Annotated in this window: 24 protein-coding genes; 11 read left to right on the top strand and 13 right to left on the bottom strand. The window is 60.2% G+C overall.

All coding sequences use genetic code 11. The annotated features are described in order from the left end of the window. Position 1 precedes the first annotated feature (1 nt). Together RDA78_RS07555 and ggt are read right to left on the bottom strand one after the other, a co-directional pair. Complete coding sequence (locus RDA78_RS07555; RefSeq protein ID WP_434054717.1) at positions 2-1,387, bottom strand: multicopper oxidase family protein; 1,386 nt, start codon at positions 1,385-1,387, stop codon at positions 2-4. Between the two features lie 123 nt (positions 1,388-1,510). Next, positions 1,511-3,106: a gamma-glutamyltransferase gene (ggt, locus tag RDA78_RS07550; protein ID WP_434054716.1), complete on the bottom strand. Its 1,596-nt coding sequence runs from the start codon at positions 3,104-3,106 to the stop codon at positions 1,511-1,513. A gap of 255 nt (positions 3,107-3,361) precedes the next feature. Between ggt and RDA78_RS07545 the strand changes: the two genes are divergently transcribed. Continuing rightward, the gene (locus RDA78_RS07545; protein WP_434054715.1) at positions 3,362-3,796 is read left to right on the top strand and encodes a GlcG/HbpS family heme-binding protein; all 435 of its coding nucleotides are present in this window, start codon (positions 3,362-3,364) and stop codon (positions 3,794-3,796) included. A gap of 100 nt (positions 3,797-3,896) precedes the next feature. On the opposite strand, the gene phaR is transcribed toward RDA78_RS07545, so the two are convergent. Next, a complete protein-coding gene (phaR, locus tag RDA78_RS07540) occupies positions 3,897-4,490 on the bottom strand; it encodes a polyhydroxyalkanoate synthesis repressor PhaR (RefSeq protein WP_434054714.1) in 594 nt (197 codons plus the stop codon). 296 nt (positions 4,491-4,786) lie between these two features. On the opposite strand from phaR, the gene RDA78_RS07535 reads away from it, so the two are divergent. Both RDA78_RS07535 and phbB read left to right on the top strand, forming a co-directional pair. Then, positions 4,787-5,968 (top strand): acetyl-CoA C-acetyltransferase, encoded by a 1,182-nt coding sequence (locus tag RDA78_RS07535; RefSeq protein ID WP_434054713.1) that lies wholly within the window; start codon positions 4,787-4,789, stop codon positions 5,966-5,968. Positions 5,969-6,104: 136 nt separating this feature from the next. After that, positions 6,105-6,833, top strand: coding sequence for an acetoacetyl-CoA reductase (gene phbB / locus RDA78_RS07530; RefSeq protein WP_434054712.1), 729 nt, complete (start codon positions 6,105-6,107; stop codon positions 6,831-6,833). A 501-nt stretch (positions 6,834-7,334) separates the two neighbouring features. Here the strand turns inward: phbB and RDA78_RS07525 are convergent. Both RDA78_RS07525 and RDA78_RS07520 read right to left on the bottom strand, forming a co-directional pair. Beyond that, positions 7,335-8,264, bottom strand: coding sequence for a peptidoglycan-binding domain-containing protein (locus RDA78_RS07525; RefSeq protein ID WP_434054711.1), 930 nt, complete (start codon positions 8,262-8,264; stop codon positions 7,335-7,337). A gap of 162 nt (positions 8,265-8,426) precedes the next feature. Next, a complete protein-coding gene (locus RDA78_RS07520; RefSeq protein WP_434054710.1) occupies positions 8,427-9,032 on the bottom strand; it encodes a TetR/AcrR family transcriptional regulator in 606 nt (201 codons plus the stop codon). Between the two features lie 71 nt (positions 9,033-9,103). Between RDA78_RS07520 and RDA78_RS07515 the strand changes: the two genes are divergently transcribed. From RDA78_RS07515 to RDA78_RS07505, 3 genes are all read left to right on the top strand, one after another. Next, on the top strand, positions 9,104-9,646 hold the full coding sequence (locus RDA78_RS07515; RefSeq protein ID WP_434054709.1) for a redoxin domain-containing protein: 543 nt from the start codon (positions 9,104-9,106) through the stop codon (positions 9,644-9,646). Further along, a complete protein-coding gene (locus RDA78_RS07510) occupies positions 9,633-10,037 on the top strand; it encodes a hypothetical protein (protein ID WP_434054708.1) in 405 nt (134 codons plus the stop codon). The genes RDA78_RS07515 and RDA78_RS07510 overlap by 14 nt, the downstream gene beginning before the upstream one ends. Positions 10,038-10,102: 65 nt before the next feature. Further along, positions 10,103-10,558, top strand: a complete 456-nt coding sequence (locus RDA78_RS07505) for a YybH family protein (RefSeq protein WP_434054707.1) — start codon at positions 10,103-10,105, stop codon at positions 10,556-10,558. A gap of 37 nt (positions 10,559-10,595) precedes the next feature. On the opposite strand, the gene RDA78_RS07500 is transcribed toward RDA78_RS07505, so the two are convergent. Continuing rightward, positions 10,596-11,294 (bottom strand): DUF3299 domain-containing protein, encoded by a 699-nt coding sequence (locus RDA78_RS07500; protein WP_434054706.1) that lies wholly within the window; start codon positions 11,292-11,294, stop codon positions 10,596-10,598. 114 nt (positions 11,295-11,408) lie between these two features. Between RDA78_RS07500 and RDA78_RS07495 the strand changes: the two genes are divergently transcribed. Together RDA78_RS07495 and RDA78_RS07490 are read left to right on the top strand one after the other, a co-directional pair. Further along, positions 11,409-12,227 (top strand): methyltransferase domain-containing protein, encoded by an 819-nt coding sequence (locus RDA78_RS07495; protein WP_434054705.1) that lies wholly within the window; start codon positions 11,409-11,411, stop codon positions 12,225-12,227. 97 nt (positions 12,228-12,324) lie between these two features. Beyond that, positions 12,325-12,966, top strand: a complete 642-nt coding sequence (locus RDA78_RS07490; RefSeq protein WP_434054704.1) for a septation protein A — start codon at positions 12,325-12,327, stop codon at positions 12,964-12,966. Between the two features lie 15 nt (positions 12,967-12,981). Here RDA78_RS07490 and RDA78_RS07485 read toward each other — a convergent pair whose 3' ends face one another. The 4 genes from RDA78_RS07485 to RDA78_RS07470 form a co-directional block, all read right to left on the bottom strand. Then, a complete protein-coding gene (locus tag RDA78_RS07485; RefSeq protein ID WP_306142214.1) occupies positions 12,982-13,407 on the bottom strand; it encodes a hypothetical protein in 426 nt (141 codons plus the stop codon). Between the two features lie 186 nt (positions 13,408-13,593). Continuing rightward, positions 13,594-13,779, bottom strand: a complete 186-nt coding sequence (rpmF, locus tag RDA78_RS07480) for a 50S ribosomal protein L32 (RefSeq protein WP_306142215.1) — start codon at positions 13,777-13,779, stop codon at positions 13,594-13,596. A gap of 180 nt (positions 13,780-13,959) precedes the next feature. Continuing rightward, the gene (mtgA, locus tag RDA78_RS07475) at positions 13,960-14,703 is read right to left on the bottom strand and encodes a monofunctional biosynthetic peptidoglycan transglycosylase (protein WP_434054703.1); all 744 of its coding nucleotides are present in this window, start codon (positions 14,701-14,703) and stop codon (positions 13,960-13,962) included. Next, entirely contained in the window at positions 14,690-15,910 is a 1,221-nt protein-coding gene (locus tag RDA78_RS07470) for a class I SAM-dependent methyltransferase (RefSeq protein ID WP_434054702.1), read from the bottom strand. Before RDA78_RS07470 ends, mtgA begins: the two co-directional genes overlap by 14 nt. 160 nt (positions 15,911-16,070) lie before the next feature. Here RDA78_RS07470 and RDA78_RS07465 point away from each other — a divergent pair, with 160 nt between their 5' ends. Beyond that, on the top strand, positions 16,071-16,976 hold the full coding sequence (locus RDA78_RS07465; RefSeq protein ID WP_434054701.1) for a polyprenyl synthetase family protein: 906 nt from the start codon (positions 16,071-16,073) through the stop codon (positions 16,974-16,976). On the opposite strand, the gene RDA78_RS07460 is transcribed toward RDA78_RS07465, so the two are convergent. From RDA78_RS07460 to RDA78_RS07450, 3 genes are read right to left on the bottom strand one after another with little or no spacing between them, the layout of a single operon-like run. Further along, a complete protein-coding gene (locus RDA78_RS07460; RefSeq protein ID WP_434054700.1) occupies positions 16,960-17,904 on the bottom strand; it encodes a prephenate/arogenate dehydrogenase family protein in 945 nt (314 codons plus the stop codon). The two genes, RDA78_RS07465 and RDA78_RS07460, sit on opposite strands and share 17 nt — an antisense overlap. A gap of 17 nt (positions 17,905-17,921) precedes the next feature. Then, positions 17,922-19,040, bottom strand: a complete 1,119-nt coding sequence (gene hisC / locus RDA78_RS07455) for a histidinol-phosphate transaminase (RefSeq protein WP_434054699.1) — start codon at positions 19,038-19,040, stop codon at positions 17,922-17,924. Positions 19,041-19,054: 14 nt separating this feature from the next. After that, a complete protein-coding gene (locus RDA78_RS07450) occupies positions 19,055-19,921 on the bottom strand; it encodes a chorismate mutase (RefSeq protein WP_434054698.1) in 867 nt (288 codons plus the stop codon). Positions 19,922-20,137: 216 nt separating this feature from the next. Here RDA78_RS07450 and metX point away from each other — a divergent pair, with 216 nt between their 5' ends. Both metX and metW read left to right on the top strand, forming a co-directional pair. Beyond that, positions 20,138-21,340: a homoserine O-acetyltransferase MetX gene (gene metX, locus RDA78_RS07445; protein WP_434054697.1), complete on the top strand. Its 1,203-nt coding sequence runs from the start codon at positions 20,138-20,140 to the stop codon at positions 21,338-21,340. A gap of 1 nt (position 21,341) precedes the next feature. Further along, on the top strand, positions 21,342-21,974 hold the full coding sequence (gene metW, locus RDA78_RS07440; protein WP_434054696.1) for a methionine biosynthesis protein MetW: 633 nt from the start codon (positions 21,342-21,344) through the stop codon (positions 21,972-21,974). Positions 21,975-21,991: the final 17 nt, after the last annotated feature.

Here is a 21,991-nt window from a genome sequence, read left to right as displayed (position 1 = left end):
GTCAGGCCTCGATCCTCAGGAAACCGGCCAGACCGGTTTTCTGGTGCTCTATCACATGGCAATGAAACGCCCAGTCACCCGGATTGTCGGCGACGAGCGCCACCTCCATCGTCTCCTGCGATCGCAGCAGCGCCGTATCGGTCACGTGCGGTGCCAGTTTGCGTTTGTTTGAACGCAGCAAATGAAACGAAACGCCGTGGAGATGAATCGGGTGATCGTTGGGCGTTTCGTTGCGCAGCCGCAACACATAGGTTTTTCCCGTCTTCAAGACCGCGAGCGGGTCGAACGGACCCGGCACGTCGCCTGGCCAGGCCTTGCGATTGATCGACCAGAACGTATAGCCGAGCGTCCCGCAAATGCTCGCCTGCGGCGCATCTCCTTCAGGTGACCAGCCGAAGATGAAATCCAGCACTTCCGCGTTGTTCAGATCCGGTCGCGGTACAGGGTTGGGCTGCAACGGGACCAGTTCGTTCAGGCTCCGTTTGACGCTGGCGCCGCGCGGGAGGAAACGTGCGATCACCTTCTGGTCGAACTTGCGCTTGAGAACAAGCCTGACGGCATCTTCTTCCCGATCCGGAACCCTGAGCGCAATATCTGCTCTTTGGCCGGGTGAAAGCTCGATGCCACGGGCCGGCACGGGAACAGGCAACGGATTGGCATCGATGGCGATCACCATCGCTTCGCCACCTTCAATCTCGTAACTTCCAACCCGCGTGACATCCGTTACGGCAAGGCGCAGGCGCACCAGGCTCCCCGCTTGAAGATCAAAGTCCGGAGCCGGCTTCCAGTTGACAGTAGACACGGTTCCGAGTGTTCCCCCGCGCGCCGCGCTGCGCGCCTTGAACAGGGATATGAACTGTCCGTCGCCCCCGAGCCGGAAGTCGCGGATGTTGAGCGGAAGGTCACTGTCGAAGCCGGGGTCGGTCGGCTCTTCGACAATGAGCACGCCGGTCAGCCCCCGCGCCATCTGCTCCAGCGTGTTGCAATGCGGGTGATACCAGAAGGTTCCTGCATCCGGCGGCGTGAAGGCGTAGCGGAACTTTTCGCCTGCCCCGATCGGATACTGGGTGAGATAGGGCACCCCGTCCATGCCGTTCGCAATGCGCAGCCCGTGCCAGTGTACGACGGACGCTTCATCAAGCGCGTTGGTAACGACTATGGCCGCCATTTCGCCCTGTTTGACCCGCAGCACCGGAGGCGGCCCGTCCGGCGCAAAACTCAACATGCACCTTGTAACGGTGCCGGGCAGGATCCCGTAGTCGAGATGCGATAGCGTCAGTGAATGCGCGTTTGCTGAAGCGCTGCCGGCCGCAAACGCTCCCGCCGAAGCAGCCACCAGTGTTGCAGAGCTGCCGAGCAGCAGCTCGCGCCGCGTGAGATGAGACATGATTACCTTGCGTAATGTCGGGCGCGTCCGGGTGCAGTTAACACCCGGCGGCACCATCAGGCAACGCGCCTGATGCCGCAGCCGCTGTCTGCGGTGCGACCGAAAATCGTCAGGGTAACGGTTTTAGTAGCCGGCGGCGTGACCGTCCTTGCGCGGGTCGGAGCCTGCGGTCAGGAGATGACGTGCCTTGTCGATCATGATCGCCTGGCTTCCCCCGATTGGACCGGGCGCCGGAACGACATTATGTCCGCGCGCTTTCAGTCCGTCGATGGTTGACGGTGGAACAAGCCTCTCCGCCTGGAGGTCGTGGGTCTCCAGATCGAAGAACATGCGCGGAAAATCGATCGCGGCCTGCACGTCCATGCCGTAATCGATGATGTTGGTCAGAAGATGCGCGTGACCGCAGGCCTGATACTGTCCACCCATCACCCCGAACGACAGGAACGGCGCACCGTCCTGCAGCACCATCGCGGGAATGATCGTGTGCAACGGCCGCTTGCCGCCATCGATCGAATTCGCGTGGCCCGGCGCTGCCTTGAACGACCGGCCGCGGCTATGGAGCAGCACGCCGCTTGCGGGAGCGACGATTCCGGACCCGAAATCGCTGAAGAGCGAATTGATGAAGGAAACCGAAAGACCGTCCTTGTCGACGACGCTCAGATAGACCGTGTCCGTTTGCGGCGTCAGGGATGCTTCCGGAAGCGTGGAAACGCGTGTTTCGCGCGAAACCAGTGCGGCGAGTTGGTCGATATAGTCCGACCCGATCAGCCGCGTGTGGCACACATCCATGTAATTCGGGTCGGTAACGAACTTGTCGCGGACCGCATAGCCGATGCGCGATGCCTCCATCTCCAGGTGGAAGCGTTCCGGTCCGAGAGGGTCCAGGTTTTCCAGATCGAACTTTTCAAGGATCCCCATGATCACCAGCGCAATGACGCCCTGCCCGTTTGGCGGCAATTCGGCGACGGAGAAACCCTTGTAGTCGCGCATGACAGGCGCGACGGCAGTCGTATGACACGCTGCAAGATCGTCCTCGGTCATCAGCCCGCCCTTGGCCTGAAGCGCGGACACGATGTCCCGGGCGATGTCGCCGCTATAGAAGGCATCCGCGCCCCCTTCGGCGATCTGTTCAAGCGTGTCGGCGAGATGCGGGTACTTCAGGATGGTACCGGTTTCCGGCGCCTGGCCGTTGATCAGGTAGCGCGCTGCCGAAATCTCGTCGCCCGAGAGCTTTGAGACGTTTTGCGCCCAGTCCCGCGCAACTCTCGGCGCCACGGGAAAGCCATCGCGGGCATATTCGATCGCCCGCTTGAAAAGCTCCTTGAAGGAGCGCGTGCCGTGGGCCGACAACAGTGTTTCCCAGGCCCTGACGGCACCGGGCACGGTGACGGCATGGGCGGACGTATCCGTGATCTCCTTCACGCCCAGTTCCGCGAGACGCTCGGGCGTCGCGGCCTTGGGTGCAGCCCCTGACCCGTTGAAACCGGTCAGGCGGCCATCGGGCTCGGTCACGATTGCGAAGCAGTCACCGCCGATGCCGGTCATGTGTGTTTCAACGACACATTGCACGGCGACACCCGCGATCGCTGCATCGACCGCGTTGCCCCCATTTTGCAGAACTTCCAGAACAGCGCTGGTCGCCAAGGGGTGAGAGGTTGCAGCCGCCGCGTTGCGCGCAAAGACCGGCGAACGGCCCGGGGCCTGAAAATCACGCTTCACTGAATTCCTCCAACCCGAATTTCACATCACTTGTTCCGTTTCGCCGCAGAAGTTTCTCGGCGAAGCCACCTATGCGCCTGCGCTCTGGTCTGCTAGCAAGCCCTGATTGAGGGCAGCACCTTAAGGAGTGGCTGGCAAATGCGCAAACACACAATTCCGGCGCACACAGCCGCATGCGGCTCACGCCGTGAATGACGCTTCTTGGAAGAAATGCTTGCCCCGCCCCGTTATGAACCTTCGGAAGGACGACATTCAATGGCAAATGGCATTTCACTTTCAACGGCAGAGACCATCACTTCCGCCGCATTTGCAAAAGCGGCGGAACTGGGCCTGAAGCCACTCACTGTCGTCGTGCTGGATGCGGGCGGTCATACCGTGATCCTGAAGCGGCAGGACGGCTCTTCCAACCTGCGTCCCCAGATTGCGACCGGCAAGGCGAACGGGGCCCTTGCCGTCGGCACCGGAACCCGCTGGCTGAACGCCAATGCCGAAACGCGCCCGCACTTCGTGAACGCCCTGAACGGGGTTGCCGGCGGCAACATCATCCCCGTGCCGGGCGGCGTTCTGGTCAGAAACGATGCAGGTGAAACGCTGGGTGCCGTCGGCATCACCGGCGACACGTCCGAGAACGATGAAGCCTGCGCCGTGGCCGGCATCGAGACGGCCGGTCTGGTCGCAGATTGCGGCTGACGCTCAAAGGCGTTAACGGCAACCGGACGAACAACGGCAGGAGGCGGCAACCCGCTCCCTGCCTGCAGTCATTCCAATCGGCAACAACCTCGGTCGGGTGTCAGGACTTGTCCGAAAGCTGGTTGATTTTCTTTTGCATCTCTTCCAGCTGCCGCTTCATGTCATCAAGCTCACCGGGGCCTGATGCGCTCTTCTTGGCGTCCGCGGGCGCTGATGCGGCGTTCGAAGAGTTTCCCGTTTCTCCGGGCGGGAACGGCATGAACATTTTCATGGCCCGCTCGAACATCTCGGTGTTGCGCTTGACCTGGTCCTCGATCGCGTCGAAAGCAGTTGCCCCGAAAGCCTCACTCATCTGCGAGCGCAGCTTTTCCTGCTCCTTGGTGAGCGACGTCATCGAGTACTCGAGAAAGCTTGGAACCAGTCCCTGCATGCTGTCGCCATAAAAGCGGATCAGTTGCCGCAGAAAGGTGACCGGCAGAAGATTCTGGCCCTTGCCTTCCTGTTCGAAAATGATCTGCGTGAGCACCGACCGGGTAATGTCCTCTCCCGATTTGGCATCGTAGACCACAAAGTCTTCTTCTCCCTTCACCATCACCGCGAGATCCTCGAGCGTGACATAGGTGCTGGTGCCCGTATTGTAGAGCCGCCGGTTGGCGTATTTCTTGATGATTGTAGGCTCGGTTGTCTTAGCCATGCGTCATTTCCGCCTGTCAGCCTTACGGCTAGTTTTCCATGTGACGACAGTGCTTTCGCCGACGTGCCGCCTCCTCCGACTAAGAGACTAAGCCAATCGTATCGGATCGTGCCACTCTTTTTATGTGCGCTGACGAAAGGATTATGCCGCAAATGCGAAAAGACCCCCCGGATAAGGGCTGTTACGGTTGACACCGTATCCCGGGCAGTTTCTAGTCCTCCGATAATTGAGGATCGAAAGTGCCCTTGAGGCACCGTCCGTCTACGGCCATCCGGCCATCAGTCCTGGAGAGTAGTATGAGCGCTTCCACAGATATCGTTATTGTCAGCGCAACCCGCACGCCTGTTGGATCTTTCAACGGTTCGTTCGCCAACGTTTCGGCGCATGACCTGGGCACAATCGTCATGAAAGCCGCAATGGAACAGGCCGGCGTCGAAGGCGGAGACATCGACGAAGTCGTGTTCGGTCAGGTCCTGACCGCCGCGCAGGGACAGAACCCGGCACGCCAGGCCGCGATCAATGCCGGCATTGCCGACAGCTCTTCCGCCTGGACCCTGAACCAGGTGTGCGGCTCCGGATTGCGCACCGTCGCTATCGCAGCGCAGCAGATCCAGACCGGTGATGCCACGATCATGATGGCCGGCGGCCAGGAAAACATGTCCTTGTCGCCGCACGCGGCGCATATGCGCAACGGCTACAAAATGGGCGATTACAAGATGATCGACACCATGATCAAGGACGGCTTGTGGGACGCCTTCAACGGCTACCACATGGGCCAGACGGCGGAAAACGTTGCCGAGAAATGGCAGATCAACCGCGCTCAGCAGGATGAATTTGCCGTGTCCTCGCAGAACAAGGCCGAGGCCGCCCAGAAGGCAGGCAGATTCAAGGACGAGATCACGCCTGTGACCGTCAAGGAGCGCAAAGCCGAGAAAGTGGTCGAGGACGACGAATACATCCGCCACGGCGCGACCCTGGAAAGCGTTGCCAAGCTGCGCCCGGCTTTCACCAAGGAAGGCTCCGTCACAGCCGCGAACGCGTCCGGCATCAACGATGGCGCGGCCGCCATCCTCGTCATGAGCGCCGCCGAGGCTGAAAAGCGTGGTCTGACGCCGCTCGCCCGGATCGCGTCCTGGGCGACCGCCGGCGTCGATCCGGCCATCATGGGCTCGGGTCCGATCCCGGCCTCCCGCAAGGCGCTTGAGAAAGCCGGATGGGCCGCAGCCGACCTGGATCTGGTCGAAGCCAACGAAGCCTTTGCCGCACAGGCCTGCGCCGTCAACAAGGACATGGGCTGGAACCCCGATATCGTCAACGTGAATGGCGGCGCCATCGCCATCGGCCACCCGATCGGCGCGTCGGGCGCACGTATCCTGACGACCCTGCTTCACGAAATGAACCGCCGCGACGCCAAGAAGGGCCTCGCGACGCTGTGCATCGGTGGCGGAATGGGCGTTGCCATGTGCCTGGAGCGCTGATCGCGCGGATTTGACAAGGATCATGGCCGGGGCCGTCCGGCCGTGGTCCAAGCACTGCAGTTTTTGAAAAAACACTCTGTTGAAGAGCCTGGAGTGAACGCTCCAAGAGGCCAACTGAAAGTCAGGAGGAAGGGGAATGAGCAAGGTCGCACTGGTCACGGGCGGAACACGCGGCATCGGCGGGGCAATCTCGCGCGGTCTGAAGGACGCCGGCTACACCGTGGCAGCCACCTACGCGGGCAACACAGAAAAAGCGGAAGCCTTCAAGGCGGAAACCGGTATCCACGTCTTCAAATGGGATGTCTCCGACCCCGAGGCCTGCGCCGCGGGAATCGCCCAGGTCGAGAGCGAGCTTGGCCCGGTTGAGGTTCTGGTCAACAATGCCGGCATCACGCGCGATGGCATGTTCCACAAGATGGACTTCGATCAGTGGCGCGCGGTGATCTCCACCAACCTGGATTCCATGTTCACGATGACCCATCCGGTCATCAACGGCATGCGCGGACGCGGCTCGGGCCGCATCATCAACATCTCGTCGATCAACGGCCAGAAGGGCCAGATGGGCCAGACGAACTATTCCGCTGCAAAGGCCGGCGTCATCGGCTTCACCAAGGCGCTGGCGCAGGAAAACGCCTTCAAGGGCATCACAGTCAACTGCGTCTGCCCCGGCTACATCAACACCGACATGGTCGCCGCGATGCCGGAAAAGGTACTGGAATCGATCGTTTCGAATATCCCGGTCGGCCGCCTCGGCCATCCGGAGGAAATCGCCCAGACCGTTGTCTACCTGGCCTCCGACGCCGCCGGCTTCATGACCGGCGCGGTCATGACCATCAACGGCGGCCAGTACTACGCCAACGGCTGATTGGACGTTAAAAACGTTTGAGTACAGAAAGAGCGCCCGCAAGGCGCTCTTTTTTTGCCTGTCATGCCGGAGTTGATTCCACTGCTGTCCGGTTTGGAGCGCGCTTTCGAATGTATGTAAGAAAGCAGCAGTGTTCCTTGCGGGGTCAAATCGGGATACGGAAACGTTTCCCCGATTTATCATCAGCTCATTTGATCACAATTGAGCGCGTCGTCGGAATGAGCCCAAGTAGACTGTCGCTGCCGGGCGCGACGTTCCTCCACTGTCATTCCAGACAAGTGAGGCGATGCCGAACGTTGATCTGGAAACCAGAAATCTGCGTGAGCGAAGCGAACACTCTTGTCGATACGACCAGAATAGGCCGCGCCTTCGGCGCGAAATATCTCTGGTTTCCGGATCGGCGCGCAGCACACGCTGCACGTGTCCGGAATGACATGTCTATTGACTGCGGACCACCTCGCGCGATCAATTCCGGGTTAAACCGGACAGCAGTGAGTTGATTCACAGCACTTTCGACCAGATCGGCCGGCCGAAGCCGCTGTCTTTTTGCGGATCTTTCATGATGCCGTGGATCGAGTACTTGTCGCGCTTCACAATGGTGAGCGGTGCAAACGTGTCGCTGACACGGAAATTGACGTTGCCCTCGATCGTCGTGAGCATGTCGCCGTTGACTTTCACGACAAGAAAGTGGTGATTTTCACCCGCCTTTTTCGTGATCGGATCCTTGCCCCAGTTCGCAATGCCGTAGTCGCCCGGCTTCACGTCCGACGCCTTCATCACAGTGGTGAATAGCGTTTCCTTGTTCTTGATGGGTCTTGCAGTGCTCACCATTGGCCAGGAACCGATCTTCAGACCGGCAAGCTTGTAGACGGCAAACACAAACGCCCCGCACCACTTGCTGATGTCCGTCGGTTTCAAACCCGCAGCATAGCGCTGGACATGGGCGTCCGAGATGTGCAGGCAATTCGCCGCCTGGATATCGGGATTGCCGGTCAGCATGGCGATCTGCGCCAGGATGGCGCCACCCTGGCGTTCCTTGGTGTTGCCGTCGGCCTGGTAGTTCATCGCGATCCGCTGACGGTCCTTGCCAAGCTCGTCGGACATCCGCCAGCCGTGCCTTTCATACATCTGGCGGGCGATATTGACGATGCGGTCGCGCGCGGCCTGCTCGTCCGCAGGCGGTGTCAGCGTCTTGATGTAGGCGAGGAAAGCATCGACAAATTTCTGCAGCGCAGCTTTCGTCTGTTTTCCGACAATACCGTCCTTCGCGAGGCCGTTCTTGCCCTGGAACTCGATCACCCGGGCATGGGTCTTGCCACCGAAGATCCCGTCTGTTTCCAGATCCGGGTAGATCGACGCGCCAGCGTGGTTCAGGCCGCCTTGCACATGTTCAACGGCTTCGCCCTGCGAGCCGATCCTCAACAGCATCATTGCCGGTCTCCTTCGAGGCAGGTGTCAAACCTTCCCTTACGATAGGTATACCGACACAATGCTTCTCCCGTGGAGGTTTGGCAATCGCGACGTGAACTTCGGAATCCGATCGTTGACCTGCGGTCACACCAAAGCAACGGCGCGCGATGCGAAACCCGCGCTTCAGGCAAGTATCATGGCGACCCTGTGATCCAGGTCCTGGCGCATCGCCTCCGCTGTCCAGCCGGCGCGGCCGCGGAACATGTATCCCTGCCGGATATCATAGAGCAACCGCGCACGCTCCAGCGAGGGGAAGTCTTCCGCAAGGACACTGTTCTGCTTTTCCCTGTCGAACCGGGACGCGAGACGCTTGTCCGTGTCCTCGATGGCCTTTTCGACCCGCTCCTTGACGCCTTCAACCTCGCCGATGCTCGCCGACACGCTCGAGGCAAGGAAACACCCCTTTGCCCCGCTTTCATGCGCCGTTGCGTACTTGATCACCTCTTCGAGAAACCCGCGCACAGCAAGCCGGATATCCGGTTCGCTCTCGAAAATGACAACCGGCGCGCAACCGTCAACGTCGCCGTAAAGGTCGATGGTCTTGAGAAAAAGCTCTCTCTTGTCGCCGAACGCGGCATACATGCTGGGTCCGCTTATGCCCATCGCACTGGTCAGATCCTTGAGCGAGGCGCCGTCGTAACCTTTTGCCCAGAACACGTTCATGGCAGCTGTTAGCGCTTCCCGGCTGTCAAACGTTCGAGGGCGTCCCATTTTTTTTGTATCGTTCAATATATATCTCTTGACTCTGCTGCGCTTCGGATATTTATGTATCGATCATTATATATATCACAGAGCCTATGATGACAAACTCAAAACCTCTTGTAGGTCAGCCCTTTCCGAAAATCACCCTGTCCCGGCTGGGCGGCGGAACGGTGGAATTGGGAACACCGGCAAACGGGCATGACTGGCAGATGGTCGTGATCTATCGCGGCAAACACTGCCCCATCTGCACCAAATATCTAAAAGAACTCGGGGAAATCGCACCCGAGTTGGGCAGGATCGGCGTGGACATCGTGGTGGCATCAGCCGACCCCGAAGATCGAGCCGGTGCGCAGATCGGCGAAGCGGGCGTGAGCTTTCCTGTTGGCATCGATTTGAGCGTCGGTCAGATGCGGAAACTCGGCCTCTACGTCTCCGATCCGCGTTCTCGCGAGGAAACCGACCGACATTTCGCAGAGCCCGGACTTTTTGTCGTCAACGGCGAAGGCAAGCTCCAGGTGGTCGACATTTCAAACGCTCCCTTCGCCCGGCCGGCGCTGTCTTCAATGCTCATGGGGCTGAATTTCATCAAGAACCCGGCCAACAACTACCCGGTCAGGGGGACGCACCATGACAAAGTCTGAAGATGCCGCCCGCGAAGTCAGAGCCGTTATCCAGCGCCTGATTGAAAACGTCGCGGACAACAACACCGGGATCCTGGAGGAAATCTATCATGCGGACATGCAGGTCATCATGCTCGATCCGCAAGACGGGGTCAGCGTCTCGGGCAAGGAGGAATTCAAGAAGATGATCCGGGCGGCCCTCGATGCCAACAACGGCTCCATCGGAACCTGGGCCAGGTTTCACCACGTCTCGGTCGATGGCAACAAGGCCCACGTCCTGATCTCCAGGCAGAACGAGCTGACCGGACCGGACATGCAGATCACTCTGGGGATCGATCTTGTCCGTGAGCAGAACCGCTGGCGGATCACCCGCGAGGTGATCGTCACGCGGCCAAGGACCATTGCGGCTTGAGTCTGCCCTTCCGCAGGCTGTGAGACCGTCCGTTTCAAAACCTCGACCACTCGAAAGACCAGAAGATGTGCTTCAGAAACTCTCTCATGGGGCTCGCAGCCGCGATGGCGTGTGCCGGTGCCCTTCTTTCAACGAGCGACGCACACGCCGATCCCGTCGTCGAACTCGAACACCTCAACGACCGCTTCAACCAGGCCGTGGCAAATCACGACGCGGGCGCAGTCCTGTCACTCTACGCAGATGACACGATCTGGATCGAGCAGGGAAAACCGGCAACTCGGGGGCTCGAAGAACCCAGGAAGCTCTTCGAATTCGTCACGGCCAACAAGGGTGAGGTCACCCATTCCGTCGATACGCTCTTTGTCTCCGAAGACGGCACGCTTGCCGTCATGATCGGGTCTGTCGACGCCAGGATGGAAAGCGTCGGCATGGACGCGACCGGGACCTATCTCTACGTCCTAAAGCCGACCGGCGATGGTTGGAAAGTGGTTGCGGACATGTGGCATCAGCACGCGGAGTGACCCCGTGTGTCCGATGACCCTGTGTGACTGATGACGCCTATCGCGACCTCGGACGCGTGAAGTGCAGGAAGGACCGGTCCATTGTGTCAGGTTCTTTCCGCGCACGCGGAACGACAGACGTGACCTGCATGTCGAAGACGGCGATCATCTCCACCTGTCCGTCGATGAGGGTAATCTCCTGCCGGGTCGGTCTGATGCTGAGCGTCCCGACAAGTTCGACCGGTTCGTAGATGGAATCAGCCGTCCAGTCCGTCGCAAGCGTGTAGCGGATCATCTGGTTCGGATCCGGGGCGGGCGTGTGTGAGCACATGCCCCGTTCGGGAACCAGGTAGCCGCCAGTGGAGGATGCGTTCTCCTCGCCTTGAACGGGAATCACATAGCCGGGGATCGAGATGCGTCTGCCGTCAAGATCCGGATTGCCCGCCATGACCGCTTCCGCGCGCTTGCGGCCGATTTCCTGCCGCCGCGACAAAAGCCCGTCCGTGTCGATCCCCGACGCCGCCAGCTTCGCCTCTTCACGATCGAGGTGATCTTCGATATCCGGCCTTGCATCGCTCAAAAGTCCGGGATCGGCAAGCAGCTTGCGCAAGCGCAACACGGTGCCGAGCGATCTGAGTTCGGCAAGACTGAGTGCCGCGAAGGGATCGTCGAAATCGGCCGCAACCGGGTCGATCAGATCCTGCCAGTTCACCTGTTTCACCGCCCATGCCGGTTGCATGAGGCCAAACAGCAGCATGAGGCAAAGGACTGCTCGCATTTCGAGGACCCGTGTGTTCTTTTCAATTCCTATCCCTGATAGATAACAGATTCACACCGGCAAGGCATATGCATTCAGCGCAGGGAAACAGTCATGACCTTTCTCGCAGACGGCTTCAGACGGGTGGACGAAGCCGTCAACCTGGAAAAGCTGGAAAGCTGCCTGTCCTTGATGGAACGTCTGCCGGACTTTCAGACCTACAAGAAAACCTCCTACGAGGCTCTGGTCCTGGGCCCGGACAGCAAGGTCGCCGATCTCACCTGCGGCCTCGGCTTCGATCTGCCCAGGTTGAAGCAACTGGTGCCCGGCGGCACCGTGACGGGTTTCGATCTGAGCGACAGTTTCGTCAAGGCCGCACAAAACCACGTCATCGACGTGCTCGGGGCCGAGGACCCCTCGATCACCGTCAGTCAGGGAGACATCCACGCGCTCAGGTGCGAGCCGGATCATTTCGATGCGGCACGGATCGACCGGTCCCTCCAGCACATACCGGACCCCGGAACGGCGATTGGCGAAATGGCGCGGATCGTTCGGCCCGGCGGTATTGTCAGCGCGGCAGAACCGGACTGGAGCAGTTTCGTCATCGGATCGGATCTCGCCGGGATATCGCGCCATGCCGAGGACGCCTTCAGAAACGGATTTCTCAATCCGATGATCGGCCGGGAATTGATAGACTACTTTGGCGGTCATTTCTCCATCACGCACCACAGCGTTCATCCCATTCTGCTGAAAAGGCTTGCCGACGCCGAGATCATCTTCGATCTGACCGTCACCCTCCAGCGCTGTGTTTCTGAAAAGAGGATCCCCGCAGCGGAAGCGGAGACCTTTTACGCGGACCTTGAAGAACGCGACAGGAGCCATCGTTTTTTTGCGCTATTGAACATTCACGTGGTTGCCGGACGGAAGCGATAGGTCGAGGGAAATTGAGAGGCTTGAACCCCTGGAGCCTTGACCTCCACACCCCCTTGCCCCTATTTCCCGGGAACACCTGATCAGGAGCATCGGCACTATGGAATTGGAACACGCCCCGAACGATCCGACCCGAAAGGAGCTGTCACCGCTCCTGAAGCTGGCACTTGAACTGGGTCCGCTCGGCGTGTTCTTCCTGTTCAACTCGCGCGGCGAACAGATTGCCAACGCGTTCCCGGTTCTTCAGGTCATCGGTGAGCCGATTTTTCTGGCGACGGCGGCTTTCATGGTTGCCATCACGATTTCGCTCACCGTCTCGCTCTGGCTGACCCGCCGCCTGCCGATCATGCCGCTGGTGTCCGGCGTGGTCGTCCTGGTCTTCGGCGCGCTAACGCTCTGGCTGCACGACGAACTCTTCATCAAGCTGAAGCCGACCATCGTGAACTGCATGTTCGGCTCCATCCTGCTAGGAGGTCTTTTCTTCGGCAAGGCGCTTCTCGGCTACGTCTTCGACAGCGCGTTCAAGCTGACGGATGAAGGCTGGCGCAAACTGACCCTGCGCTGGGGCATCTTCTTCTTCGTGCTTGCCGCCATAAACGAGATCGTCTGGCGCAGTTTCTCGACCGATTTCTGGGTCAGCTTCAAGGTGTTCGGCATCATGCCCATCACCCTGGTGTTCACCCTGACCCAGCTTCCCCTGATCCAGAAATACGCGATTACGGACGAGGCCAAGGACGCTTGAGGTTCATGCCAGGCGTCACAGGTGCCCGTCGCCATGTCCGAAGGACACGTCGCGGCGCGCGCCGGTGATTGAAATCGAAAAGCCTGCGATCACATCGATCAGCGAAATCGCCATCAGAATGAAGAACAGCGACGTCGCCGCCTGCGGCAGAACGAGAAACTCGACCAGGTAGACGACGAAAACCAGCACCGAAAACATGTGGTCGAGCAGCGCCGTGGTTCCGATCCGCGTCGCCTTCAGGATTTCGATGAACAGAAAGAACAGGCCGAGCGTGATCAGGAGATCGCTCGCCAGCAGTTCGAATGTCGCGCCCGAAACCATCGCGATCGAGACCATCGGCTCAGACCAGAACAGCGGATTGTCGGCGCCGGCGGTAAAGGCGAGGGCGTTGTAGATCAGCAGGGAAAAGAGCGTAAACGGAATTGCGGAAAATAGGCGCATGGCGCGGCTCCCGGTGAATGCGGACACGGGTGAGGCGGAGTGCGGCGACCTGACACGATCAAAGGCACGATTTCAAGGCAGGATTTCGGGGACGCGATTTCAGGACAAAAGAAAAAGGCCGGCCTGTCGAAACAAGGCCGGCCTCAATCCTGGTTTGCCATGCGGCGATCCACCCTGGTGAAGAGCTTATGCATCTTCCTTCGGGGAAAGGATCTGACGGCCCCGGTACATGCCGGTCTTCAGGTCGACGTGATGCGGACGGCGCAGTTCGCCCGAATCCTTGTCCTCGACGTAAGTCGGCTGCTTGAGGGCGTCCGTGGAACGGCGAAAACCGCGCTTCATACGCGAGGTTTTTCTCTTTGGAACTGCCATTTTGTTTTTCTCCGTGGTCCATAACCGCGCGGCCCGGACCGGGTCAGCCCGGGGCGTGGCGTCACGCAGCGTGTTGGAATGCGCGGCGTTATACAGGCAACGCCGCCGTTTTGCCACCCCAAACACGAAATTTTCTCGGTCATTTTCAGGCGCAACCGTTTGTACCGCATTGTATCAGGGTTAATTGGCCAGAACACAGCCGAAAATCGGACCCGAAGACCTGACGCGGGCAAGATTGGTCGCCGCCAGGCGTCGGTGCCCTGCGGAGGGATTGGCCGGGTTCCGCCCGAGCGGATTGGGCAGCGCCGTTGCCAGCCGCGCCGCTTCTGTTCGTGTCAGATCTTTCGCCGGCTTTCCGAACCAGGCCTGCGCCGCGGCTTCCGCTCCGAAGATGCCTTCGCCCCATTCCGCGATATTGAGATAGATCTCCAGCACCCGCTTCTTGGTCAGGATCGCATCCAGCATCAGGGCAAGCGGCAGTTCCATGGCCTTTCTGACATAGGACCGCTCGCCCCACAGAAACAGGTTTTTCGCTGTTTGCATGGTGATCGTGCTGGCGCCTCGGGGGCGTTCGCCTTCGCTGAGCGCCTCGACCTGGTCCTGGAGCGCATCCCATTCGACCCCGTCATTGGTACAGAAACCGCTGTCTTCGGACGTGATGACCGACCGGACAAGGTTGGGTGAAATCTCTTCAAGCGGAACCCATTGCCGGTCGACCCAGAGAAACTGGACATAGCGGGCAAGCATCAGGGTGCTCACCGGAGGCACGACGGAATAGATGACGGTGAGAACAGGCGGCAACAGGATCAGAACCAGCAGGAGCTGCAACAGCCGCCGCCTGACCCTTTGCCACAAAGAACGCTTTTTGCCGGTATCCCGGGAAGCGGCCTTGCCGCTCCCGGCTGCCGCCTTACGTCGTCCCATTCAACTTCCGTTCATTGTCCTGAATGAAATCGCGGATGATCGGCACCGCATCGCGTTCCTTCGACAGGAGCAGCTGGAACACCATGTTCGAGCCGTGCAGGAACCCGAGTTCGACGGCGCACAGGTAAAACTCCCACATCCTGCAAAAGGCGTCGTCATAAAGCTCGGCCGCCGCACCGCGCTTCTCCTCGAAACGGATGCGCCAGTCCCGGATCGTGTAGTAGTAGTGCAACCGCAGGATTTCATTGTCGCAGACCCATAACCCGAGGCGCTCGGTCGATGCAAAGACTTCGGACAGCGCCGGAACATATCCGCCCGGGAAAATGTACTTCCTGATGAAGGGACCGGTCGTGCCCGGCGGAGTCATCCGTCCGATGGAGTGGATGACGGCAAAGCCACGGTCTGTGAGACAGTCGCGGATCTTGCCGAAATATTCATCCAGATGACCGATGCCGACATGCTCCATCATGCCGACCGAAATGATCCGGTCGAACTGGCCTTCGAATTCGCGGTAATCCTTGAGGACGAACGTGACCCGGTCCTCCACGCCCGCCGCCTTGACCCGCTCTTCCGCGATTTTCACCTGTTCGGGCGATACGTTCAGCGAGGTCACGCGGGCGCCGGCCTGCGCCATCCGGATTGCCAGCGAGCCCCAGCCGCCGCCGATTTCAAGAACCTCCATGCCGTCTTTCAGGTCGAGCTTGGCAACCAGATGGGTGAGCTTTGCATCCTGGGCCGCCTCGAGGCTCACATCCGGACCGGTGTAATAAGCGCAGCTGTAGTTGAGGCCCTCGTCGAGAAACAGCCGGTAGAGGTCTGTCGACAGATCATAATGATGCCGGGCCTGCTTCTTGGCGCGCTCAACGCTGTTTTTCTGCTGATGCCGCCGGAACGCCTTCCAGCCCTTGCGCAAGAGGCCCTGCACCGGGTGCGCGCCGAGTGGCGCCCTGTTGATAGAAAAGAGAAACATGAAGTCATAGCATGTCGAGCCTTCTTCCATCGTCAGTGTGCCGTCCATGTAGGCTTCGCCGGCGGCCAGTTCCGGATTCAGGAACAGCGACGTGTAGAGCTTCTTGTCGTGCAGCCGGATGGTCACCGTCGGGCCATCTTCGCCGGAGCCGAACTCGTGAACCTTCCCCGTCACATCGATGACGCGCATGCGGCCCTGTTTGATGAAGGAGCGCAACAGGTTCGACAACAGTTTCATGGGCGGGTCTCCAGGTGATGGCCCTGTCCGGGCGCGGTACGTGGCTGGTCAAACTAGCGGTTTGATCTATTTTTTGAAATTCCGGTCTTGACGATACAAAGAATTGGTCTCAGGGAAAGCCGAACTTTGCATTTGCCGGAAATACAGTCTGGAGTACCTCGTGACGATTGAGCTGAAGCAGCACCTGACGGAACAGGGCGCCCGGATTGAGACCGCCCTGAAACGCATCCTCGACCCTGCTGCACTTGCCGGCGAGATAACACGGCCGCCCCGGCTGGTCGATGCGATGCGTTACGGTGCGCTCAACGGTGGCAAGCGCCTCAGACCCATCCTCGTTGTCGAGGCTGCGAAACTGTTCGGCCGCGACGATGACGGCGTCATCGAGACGGCCTGTGCACTGGAACTCATCCACTCCTACTCGCTCATCCATGACGACCTTCCGGCCATGGACGATGACGACCTGCGCAGGGGACAGCCGACGGTGCACAAGGCCTTTGACGAGGCAACGGCGATCCTTGCCGGCGATGCCTTGCTGACGCTCGCGTTTGACGTGATCGGCAGCGAGAGGGTTCACGGCGATGCCGCTGTCCGGCTCCGGCTTTCCAGAGAACTGGCACGCGCAGCGGGTGTCGGCGGCATGGCCGGTGGCCAGATGCTCGATCTTGAATCGGAGCACCGGGATCGTTCGGAAGCGGAAATCCGTCTTCTGCAGTCCATGAAGACCGGCGCGCTCCTGCGCTACGCCTGCCGAGCAGGCGCCATCGTCGCCGATGCGTCCGATGATGATGCCGAAAGACTGACACGCTTCGGCGAAGCGATCGGTCTCGCCTTTCAACTCGCCGACGACCTGCTGGATGTCGAAGCCAGCCCGGAAGTCATGGGCAAGGCGACCGGCAAGGACGCAGAGGCAGGCAAAGCAACGCTGGTCGGTCTGTGGGGCGCGGAAAAAACCCATGCAGAACTGACAACGCTTCTGGAGGAGTCGGAACAGCTGCTTGCACCCTACGGAAAGGGTGCACAGACGCTGGCGGCGCTTGCGGACTTTATCGTCAGTCGTTCGAACTGACGGGATTTCCCGCCGCGTGGCGGCCGAAGTCCGGTGCGTCCGTTTCCTGGCCCGCCTCGATGATCGAGCGGCGGATGCCGCGGGTGCGGGTGAACAGGTCAAACAGCATTTCGCCGTCGCCCCAGCGGATCGCCCGCTGCAAGGCGGACAGATCTTCCGAGAACCGCGAAAGCATCTCCAGAATGGCTTCCTTGTTGTTCAGGCAGACATCGCGCCACATGGTCGGATCGGACGCCGCCAGACGCGTAAAATCGCGGAACCCGGAGGCGGAGTACTTGATCACCTGTGACTTGGTCACGGTGGCGAGATCGTCGGCGGTACCGACGATGTTGTAGGCGATCAGATGCGGCAGATGGGAAACGATTGCCAGCACAAGGTCATGGTGCTTCGGTTCCATCAGGTCCACGTCGGAACCACAGCCCTCCCAGAAGGCCTTGAGTTTGGCCAGCGCATCCGGATCCGTGTTGCCCGGTGGCGTGAGAATGCACCAGCGCTGTTCGAACAGGGTCGGGAAGCCGGCATCCGGACCGGAATGCTCCGTCCCCGCAATCGGGTGTCCTGGAATGAAGTGAACCCCGTCCGGAACATGCGGACTGACCTGCTCCACGACGGATTCCTTGGTGGAACCAGCGTCTGTCAGGATCGCTCCCTTTTTCAAGGCAGGCGCAATCCACTTGGCAACAGCCTCGTTGGCCCCGACAGGCACGCAGAGAATGACAAGGTCTGCCCCTTCGACGGCCTCGGCCGCATCCAGCGCATAGTGATCACCGAGCCCCAGTTCTTCCGCACGCTGCAATGTTGCAGGTGAACGGGTGGAAATGGCGATCTCGCGCACGAGACCGCGCTGGCGGGCGGCCTGCGCCAGGGAAGAGCCGATGAGACCGATTCCGATCAGGGCCATCCGGTTGAATATGGGAGCACCAGTCATGCGTTCTTGTTCTGCCTTCAGGCTTGTCCCAGAAATTTTTTGATGTGTTCGACGACGGTCCGGTTCGCCTCTTCCGAGCCGACGGTCATGCGTAACGCGTTCGGCAGGCCGTAGTTGGCGACCTGCCGCAGCACGCACCCGTGTTCCAGAAGATAGGCATCCGCATCCGCCGCGCGCTTGCCGTCCTCGTCAGGAAAATGAACGAGCACGAAATTGCCGACGCTCGGCGTCACCTTGAGGCCGAGTTTTTCCAATTCACCGGTGACCCAGGGCAACCATTCCTCATTGTGCTCGACCGCGCGCGTCAGGAACTCCCGGTCCTGAACCGCGGCGATCCCGGCCGCGATGGCCATTCCGGAGACGTTGAAGGGGCCGCGGATCCGGTTGAGCGCATCGATGATATGCGACGGGCCGAAGCCCCAGCCAATGCGCAGATTGGCAAGTCCGTACACCTTCGAAAACGTGCGTGTCATGACAACATTGTCGGACGTCGCCGCGAGTTCGATCCCGCTCTCGTAGTCGTTCTTGCGCACATATTCGCCGTAGGCCGCGTCGAGAACCAGAAGCACATGCGGAGGCAGTCCCTCGTGCAGACTCTTGACTTCCTCGAACGGCAGGTAGGTTCCCGTCGGGTTGTTGGGATTGGCGATGAAAACCATCTTGGTCTTGCCGGTCACCCGCGCCAGAATGGCATCAACGTCGGTCTTCAGATCCGTTTCCGGCGCAACGACGGGCGTCGCCCCGGCCGCGCGGATCGCAATGTCGTAAATCAGGAAGCCGTGTTCGGAATAGATCGCTTCGTCGCCCCGCCCAAGGTAGGCATAGGCGAGGAAACTCAGGATTTCGTCCGAACCGGCGCCGCAAATGATCCGGTCCGGATGCAGCCCATAGGTTTCAGCAATGGCATCGCGAAGTTCGTTGGCGGCACCGTCGGGGTAAAGCTCAAGGTTCCGTGCGACCGTTTCGATGGCAGCCTTCGCCTTCGGGCTGGCGCCAAGCGGCGTCTCGTTGGATGACAGCTTGTGCACTGTCTTGCCGTGCGTGCCTTTGGATTTGCCCGGAACGTAAGCTGCAATATCCAATACGCCTGCGCGCGGCTGAGGGCGCTCGGGTCTGGTCATATCGGCTTCACTCATTGTCTTCTTCCCGCTCACTCTTGCGGCTCTTCGCCGCCGAATTCGTCGTCGCCATCGGTTTCGCCGTCAATCGGTGCGGCATAACCACCGACGCGGCGCAGCACATCAGGTCTGGCTCCCGCTGCTGTGCAGGCGGCCAGCGCATCTTCTTCCGTCAGCTCGCCTGAGATCGCCAACAGCGCGTCCACACCGTTGCCGGACCGGAAAAAGCTAAGCACTTCAATGCCCTGGTCCATCAGTTTTCCAGGCAGAACATCCGACCAGCGCGCGTCATAAACCGTCACGTCCGTGTTGTCGACCAGGTTATCCGCCCGCGAAAGCACCAGCGCCGGAAGGTCCGCCGGGCGTTCATCGAGCATGACAAACGGTAACCTGGTTCTCACATGGGCCCCCGTCTCGCTGAGCCCGCGCCACCAGGGCAGATCGGCCCGGTCGTTGAGGGCGACAAGACCGATCGCGTTTCCGGCCGAAAGACCAACCGCATCAACAACGTCCGACGCATCGCTGCAAGGATCGAGTTCCGTTGAGAACCCGAAGTAGAACCTGGCAAGGTCGAGCATGTCGATCAGTTCGGCACCGCCATCCAGATAGACCACGGTTTCGGTGCCTTGGAGCGTACAGGCGCAGATAATGTCCCGCCAGATCTGTTCGACCGTGGTGATCGGCAGACTGCCCCGGTGCCGCTCCAGCATCTGCCGGACGCTGTCCGCATCCCGGTCGGGACGATAGGACAACGTCGTTTCCGCATCTCCGCCGGCCTCCCGGATCGCCGTTTCCGCGTTCGCACGCTCCATCAACGCCTCGTGGATGCGCATGTCGATTTCGTCGATGCGGGTGCGCAGGTCGACGGTCGTCATGCCATCGTCCGGTGTTTGCGACATCTGGAGTCCCAGCCTGGTTTAAAAAATGCAGCGGCGCATAGTCATATTCATGTGATCGCGCAAAGGCAAAAGAAATCATTGACTCATCGCGCCGGGCGCGGCTAGGTCGCTCGTCTGGCCGAATTGCCGAAGCCCATCTTTCAAACTGGATACACGCCGCGCGCAGTCCCACTTACCGTCTTCCCTGGTTCATACAAGAAGAACGCCCGACCCGTCATGCCAACTGAGAGCAAAAATCCGGAAACGCTTGACCATTTGAAAGCGAACCAGGCAGAGACGCCGTCGAGCAAGCTTGCGCGCTTTCCGGCCGACCAGCCGCTGGAACTGGACTCGGGCGTGAAACTTGCGCCGTGGCAGATTGCCTACGAGACCTATGGAGCGCTCAATGCGGACAAGTCGAACGCGATCCTTGTCTGCCATGCCCTGACCGGTGACCAGTATGTCGCCTCGACCAACCCGGTGACCGGAAAACCGGGCTGGTGGGAACTCATGGTCGGTCCGGGCAAACCGATCGACACCAATCATTATTTTGTTGTTTGCGCCAATGTTCTCGGCGGCTGTCTCGGCACCACGGGACCTGCATCGATCAACCCGGAAACAGGCGCTGCCTACGGCCTGGACCTGCCGGTTATCACCATTAGGGACATGGTCCGTGCGCAGGCCCGGCTGATCGATCACCTCGGCATCGACACGCTCTTTACCGTTATCGGCGGATCCATGGGCGGGATGCAGGTGCTGCAATGGGCAGCAAGCTACCCGGAGCGCGTGTTTGCCGCGGTTCCGATTGCGGCCTCGGCCCGGCACACATCCCAGAACATCGCCTTTCACGAGGTCGGGCGCCAGGCAATCATGGCGGACCCGAACTGGCGCGGTGGCAGCTACATCGATGAGGACGTCCGGCCGACAAAGGGCCTCGCGGTTGCGCGCATGGCCGCGCATGTCACCTACATGTCCGACGAATCCCTGCACCAGAAGTTTGGCCGGAATCTGCAGGACCGGGACAGGCTGACCTTCGGCTTCGACGCCGATTTCCAGATCGAAAGCTACCTGCGCCACCAGGGGATGACATTCGTCGACCGTTTCGACGCCAATTCGTATCTCTATGTGACCCGTGCGATGGACTATTTCGATCTGGCACATGAGTTCGGCGGATCTCTGCCGGCGGCCTTTGGCGGCACGAAAACCCGTTTCTGCGTCATGTCATTCACATCCGACTGGCTTTTTCCGACGTCCGAAAGCCGCAGCGTGGTCAAGGCGCTCAATGCCGCTGCCGCAAATGTGTCTTTCGTGGAAATCGAAAGCGACCGGGGACACGATTCCTTCCTGCTGGATGTGCCGGAAATGTTCGAGACCATTCAGGGCTTCATGACCGGTGCCGCCAACGCGCGCGGAATTCCGGCGCCGGGGGAGGCCCGCTGACATGAACCTTGCACCGAGACAAAACCGCACCGGTGAGGTCCGCGGAGATCACAAGGTCGTCGCCTCTCTCGTGCCGCTCGGCGGCCGTGTACTTGATATCGGTTCGGAAGACGGTGCGCTTCTGGACCATCTTGTCCGCGAACGCCAGGTCGACGGCCGCGGCGTCGAACTGAGCCAGGCGGGCGTGAACCGGTGTGTCGCACGTGGCCTTTCGGTTATCCAGGGTGACGCCGACAAGGACCTGGCGGACTATCCCGATGACGCCTTCGACGTTGTCATTCTCAGCCAGACGCTTCAGGCGACGCGCGAACCGAAGAAGGTGATGAGCGAACTTCTGCGCATCGGCAAGCAGGTGATCGTGTCGATCCCGAATTTCGCCCATTGGCGCAACCGCATGCAGCTCCTGTTCCGCGGCCGTATGCCGGTCACGAAGTATCTGCCCTACGAGTGGTACGACACGCCGAACATCCACTTCTGTTCGCTGCGCGACTTCGTGGAACTGTGCCATGAACTGGATGCGGACGTCGAAAAGGCGATCGCCCTGAGCGCGCACGGCAACGAGATTCCGGTCAACGCTCCCTGGTGGGTGTGGAATATCGTGGCCGAACAGGCGGTTTTTCTTCTGAAAAGATAATCCCGGACCGCGCCTTG

This window comes from Roseibium sp. (genome assembly GCF_051016195.1).
Classification (GTDB): Bacteria; Pseudomonadota; Alphaproteobacteria; order Rhizobiales; family Stappiaceae; genus Roseibium.
The sequence above is the reverse complement of the archived record's forward strand: the minus strand, read 5'-3'. Positions and strand labels throughout refer to the sequence as shown.

Excerpts from the sequence above, each read along its gene's own strand:
- RDA78_RS07555 (WP_434054717.1), bottom strand. The coding sequence starts at position 1,387 with ATGTCTCATCTCACGCGGCGCGAGCTGCTGCTCGGCAGCTCTGCAACA.
- RDA78_RS07545 (WP_434054715.1), top strand. The coding sequence starts at position 3,362 with ATGGCAAATGGCATTTCACTTTCAACGGCAGAGACCATCACTTCCGCC.
- phaR (WP_434054714.1), bottom strand. The coding sequence starts at position 4,490 with ATGGCTAAGACAACCGAGCCTACAATCATCAAGAAATACGCCAACCGG.
- RDA78_RS07535 (WP_434054713.1), top strand. The coding sequence starts at position 4,787 with ATGAGCGCTTCCACAGATATCGTTATTGTCAGCGCAACCCGCACGCCT.
- phbB (WP_434054712.1), top strand. The coding sequence starts at position 6,105 with ATGAGCAAGGTCGCACTGGTCACGGGCGGAACACGCGGCATCGGCGGG.
- RDA78_RS07525 (WP_434054711.1), bottom strand. The coding sequence starts at position 8,264 with ATGATGCTGTTGAGGATCGGCTCGCAGGGCGAAGCCGTTGAACATGTG.
- RDA78_RS07515 (WP_434054709.1), top strand. The coding sequence starts at position 9,104 with ATGACAAACTCAAAACCTCTTGTAGGTCAGCCCTTTCCGAAAATCACC.
- RDA78_RS07510 (WP_434054708.1), top strand. The coding sequence starts at position 9,633 with ATGACAAAGTCTGAAGATGCCGCCCGCGAAGTCAGAGCCGTTATCCAG.
- RDA78_RS07505 (WP_434054707.1), top strand. The coding sequence starts at position 10,103 with ATGTGCTTCAGAAACTCTCTCATGGGGCTCGCAGCCGCGATGGCGTGT.
- RDA78_RS07500 (WP_434054706.1), bottom strand. The coding sequence starts at position 11,294 with ATGCTGCTGTTTGGCCTCATGCAACCGGCATGGGCGGTGAAACAGGTG.
- RDA78_RS07495 (WP_434054705.1), top strand. The coding sequence starts at position 11,409 with ATGACCTTTCTCGCAGACGGCTTCAGACGGGTGGACGAAGCCGTCAAC.
- RDA78_RS07490 (WP_434054704.1), top strand. The coding sequence starts at position 12,325 with ATGGAATTGGAACACGCCCCGAACGATCCGACCCGAAAGGAGCTGTCA.
- RDA78_RS07485 (WP_306142214.1), bottom strand. The coding sequence starts at position 13,407 with ATGCGCCTATTTTCCGCAATTCCGTTTACGCTCTTTTCCCTGCTGATC.
- rpmF (WP_306142215.1), bottom strand. The coding sequence starts at position 13,779 with ATGGCAGTTCCAAAGAGAAAAACCTCGCGTATGAAGCGCGGTTTTCGC.
- mtgA (WP_434054703.1), bottom strand. The coding sequence starts at position 14,703 with ATGGGACGACGTAAGGCGGCAGCCGGGAGCGGCAAGGCCGCTTCCCGG.
- RDA78_RS07470 (WP_434054702.1), bottom strand. The coding sequence starts at position 15,910 with ATGAAACTGTTGTCGAACCTGTTGCGCTCCTTCATCAAACAGGGCCGC.
- RDA78_RS07460 (WP_434054700.1), bottom strand. The coding sequence starts at position 17,904 with ATGACTGGTGCTCCCATATTCAACCGGATGGCCCTGATCGGAATCGGT.
- hisC (WP_434054699.1), bottom strand. The coding sequence starts at position 19,040 with ATGAGTGAAGCCGATATGACCAGACCCGAGCGCCCTCAGCCGCGCGCA.
- RDA78_RS07450 (WP_434054698.1), bottom strand. The coding sequence starts at position 19,921 with ATGTCGCAAACACCGGACGATGGCATGACGACCGTCGACCTGCGCACC.
- metX (WP_434054697.1), top strand. The coding sequence starts at position 20,138 with ATGCCAACTGAGAGCAAAAATCCGGAAACGCTTGACCATTTGAAAGCG.
- metW (WP_434054696.1), top strand. The coding sequence starts at position 21,342 with ATGAACCTTGCACCGAGACAAAACCGCACCGGTGAGGTCCGCGGAGAT.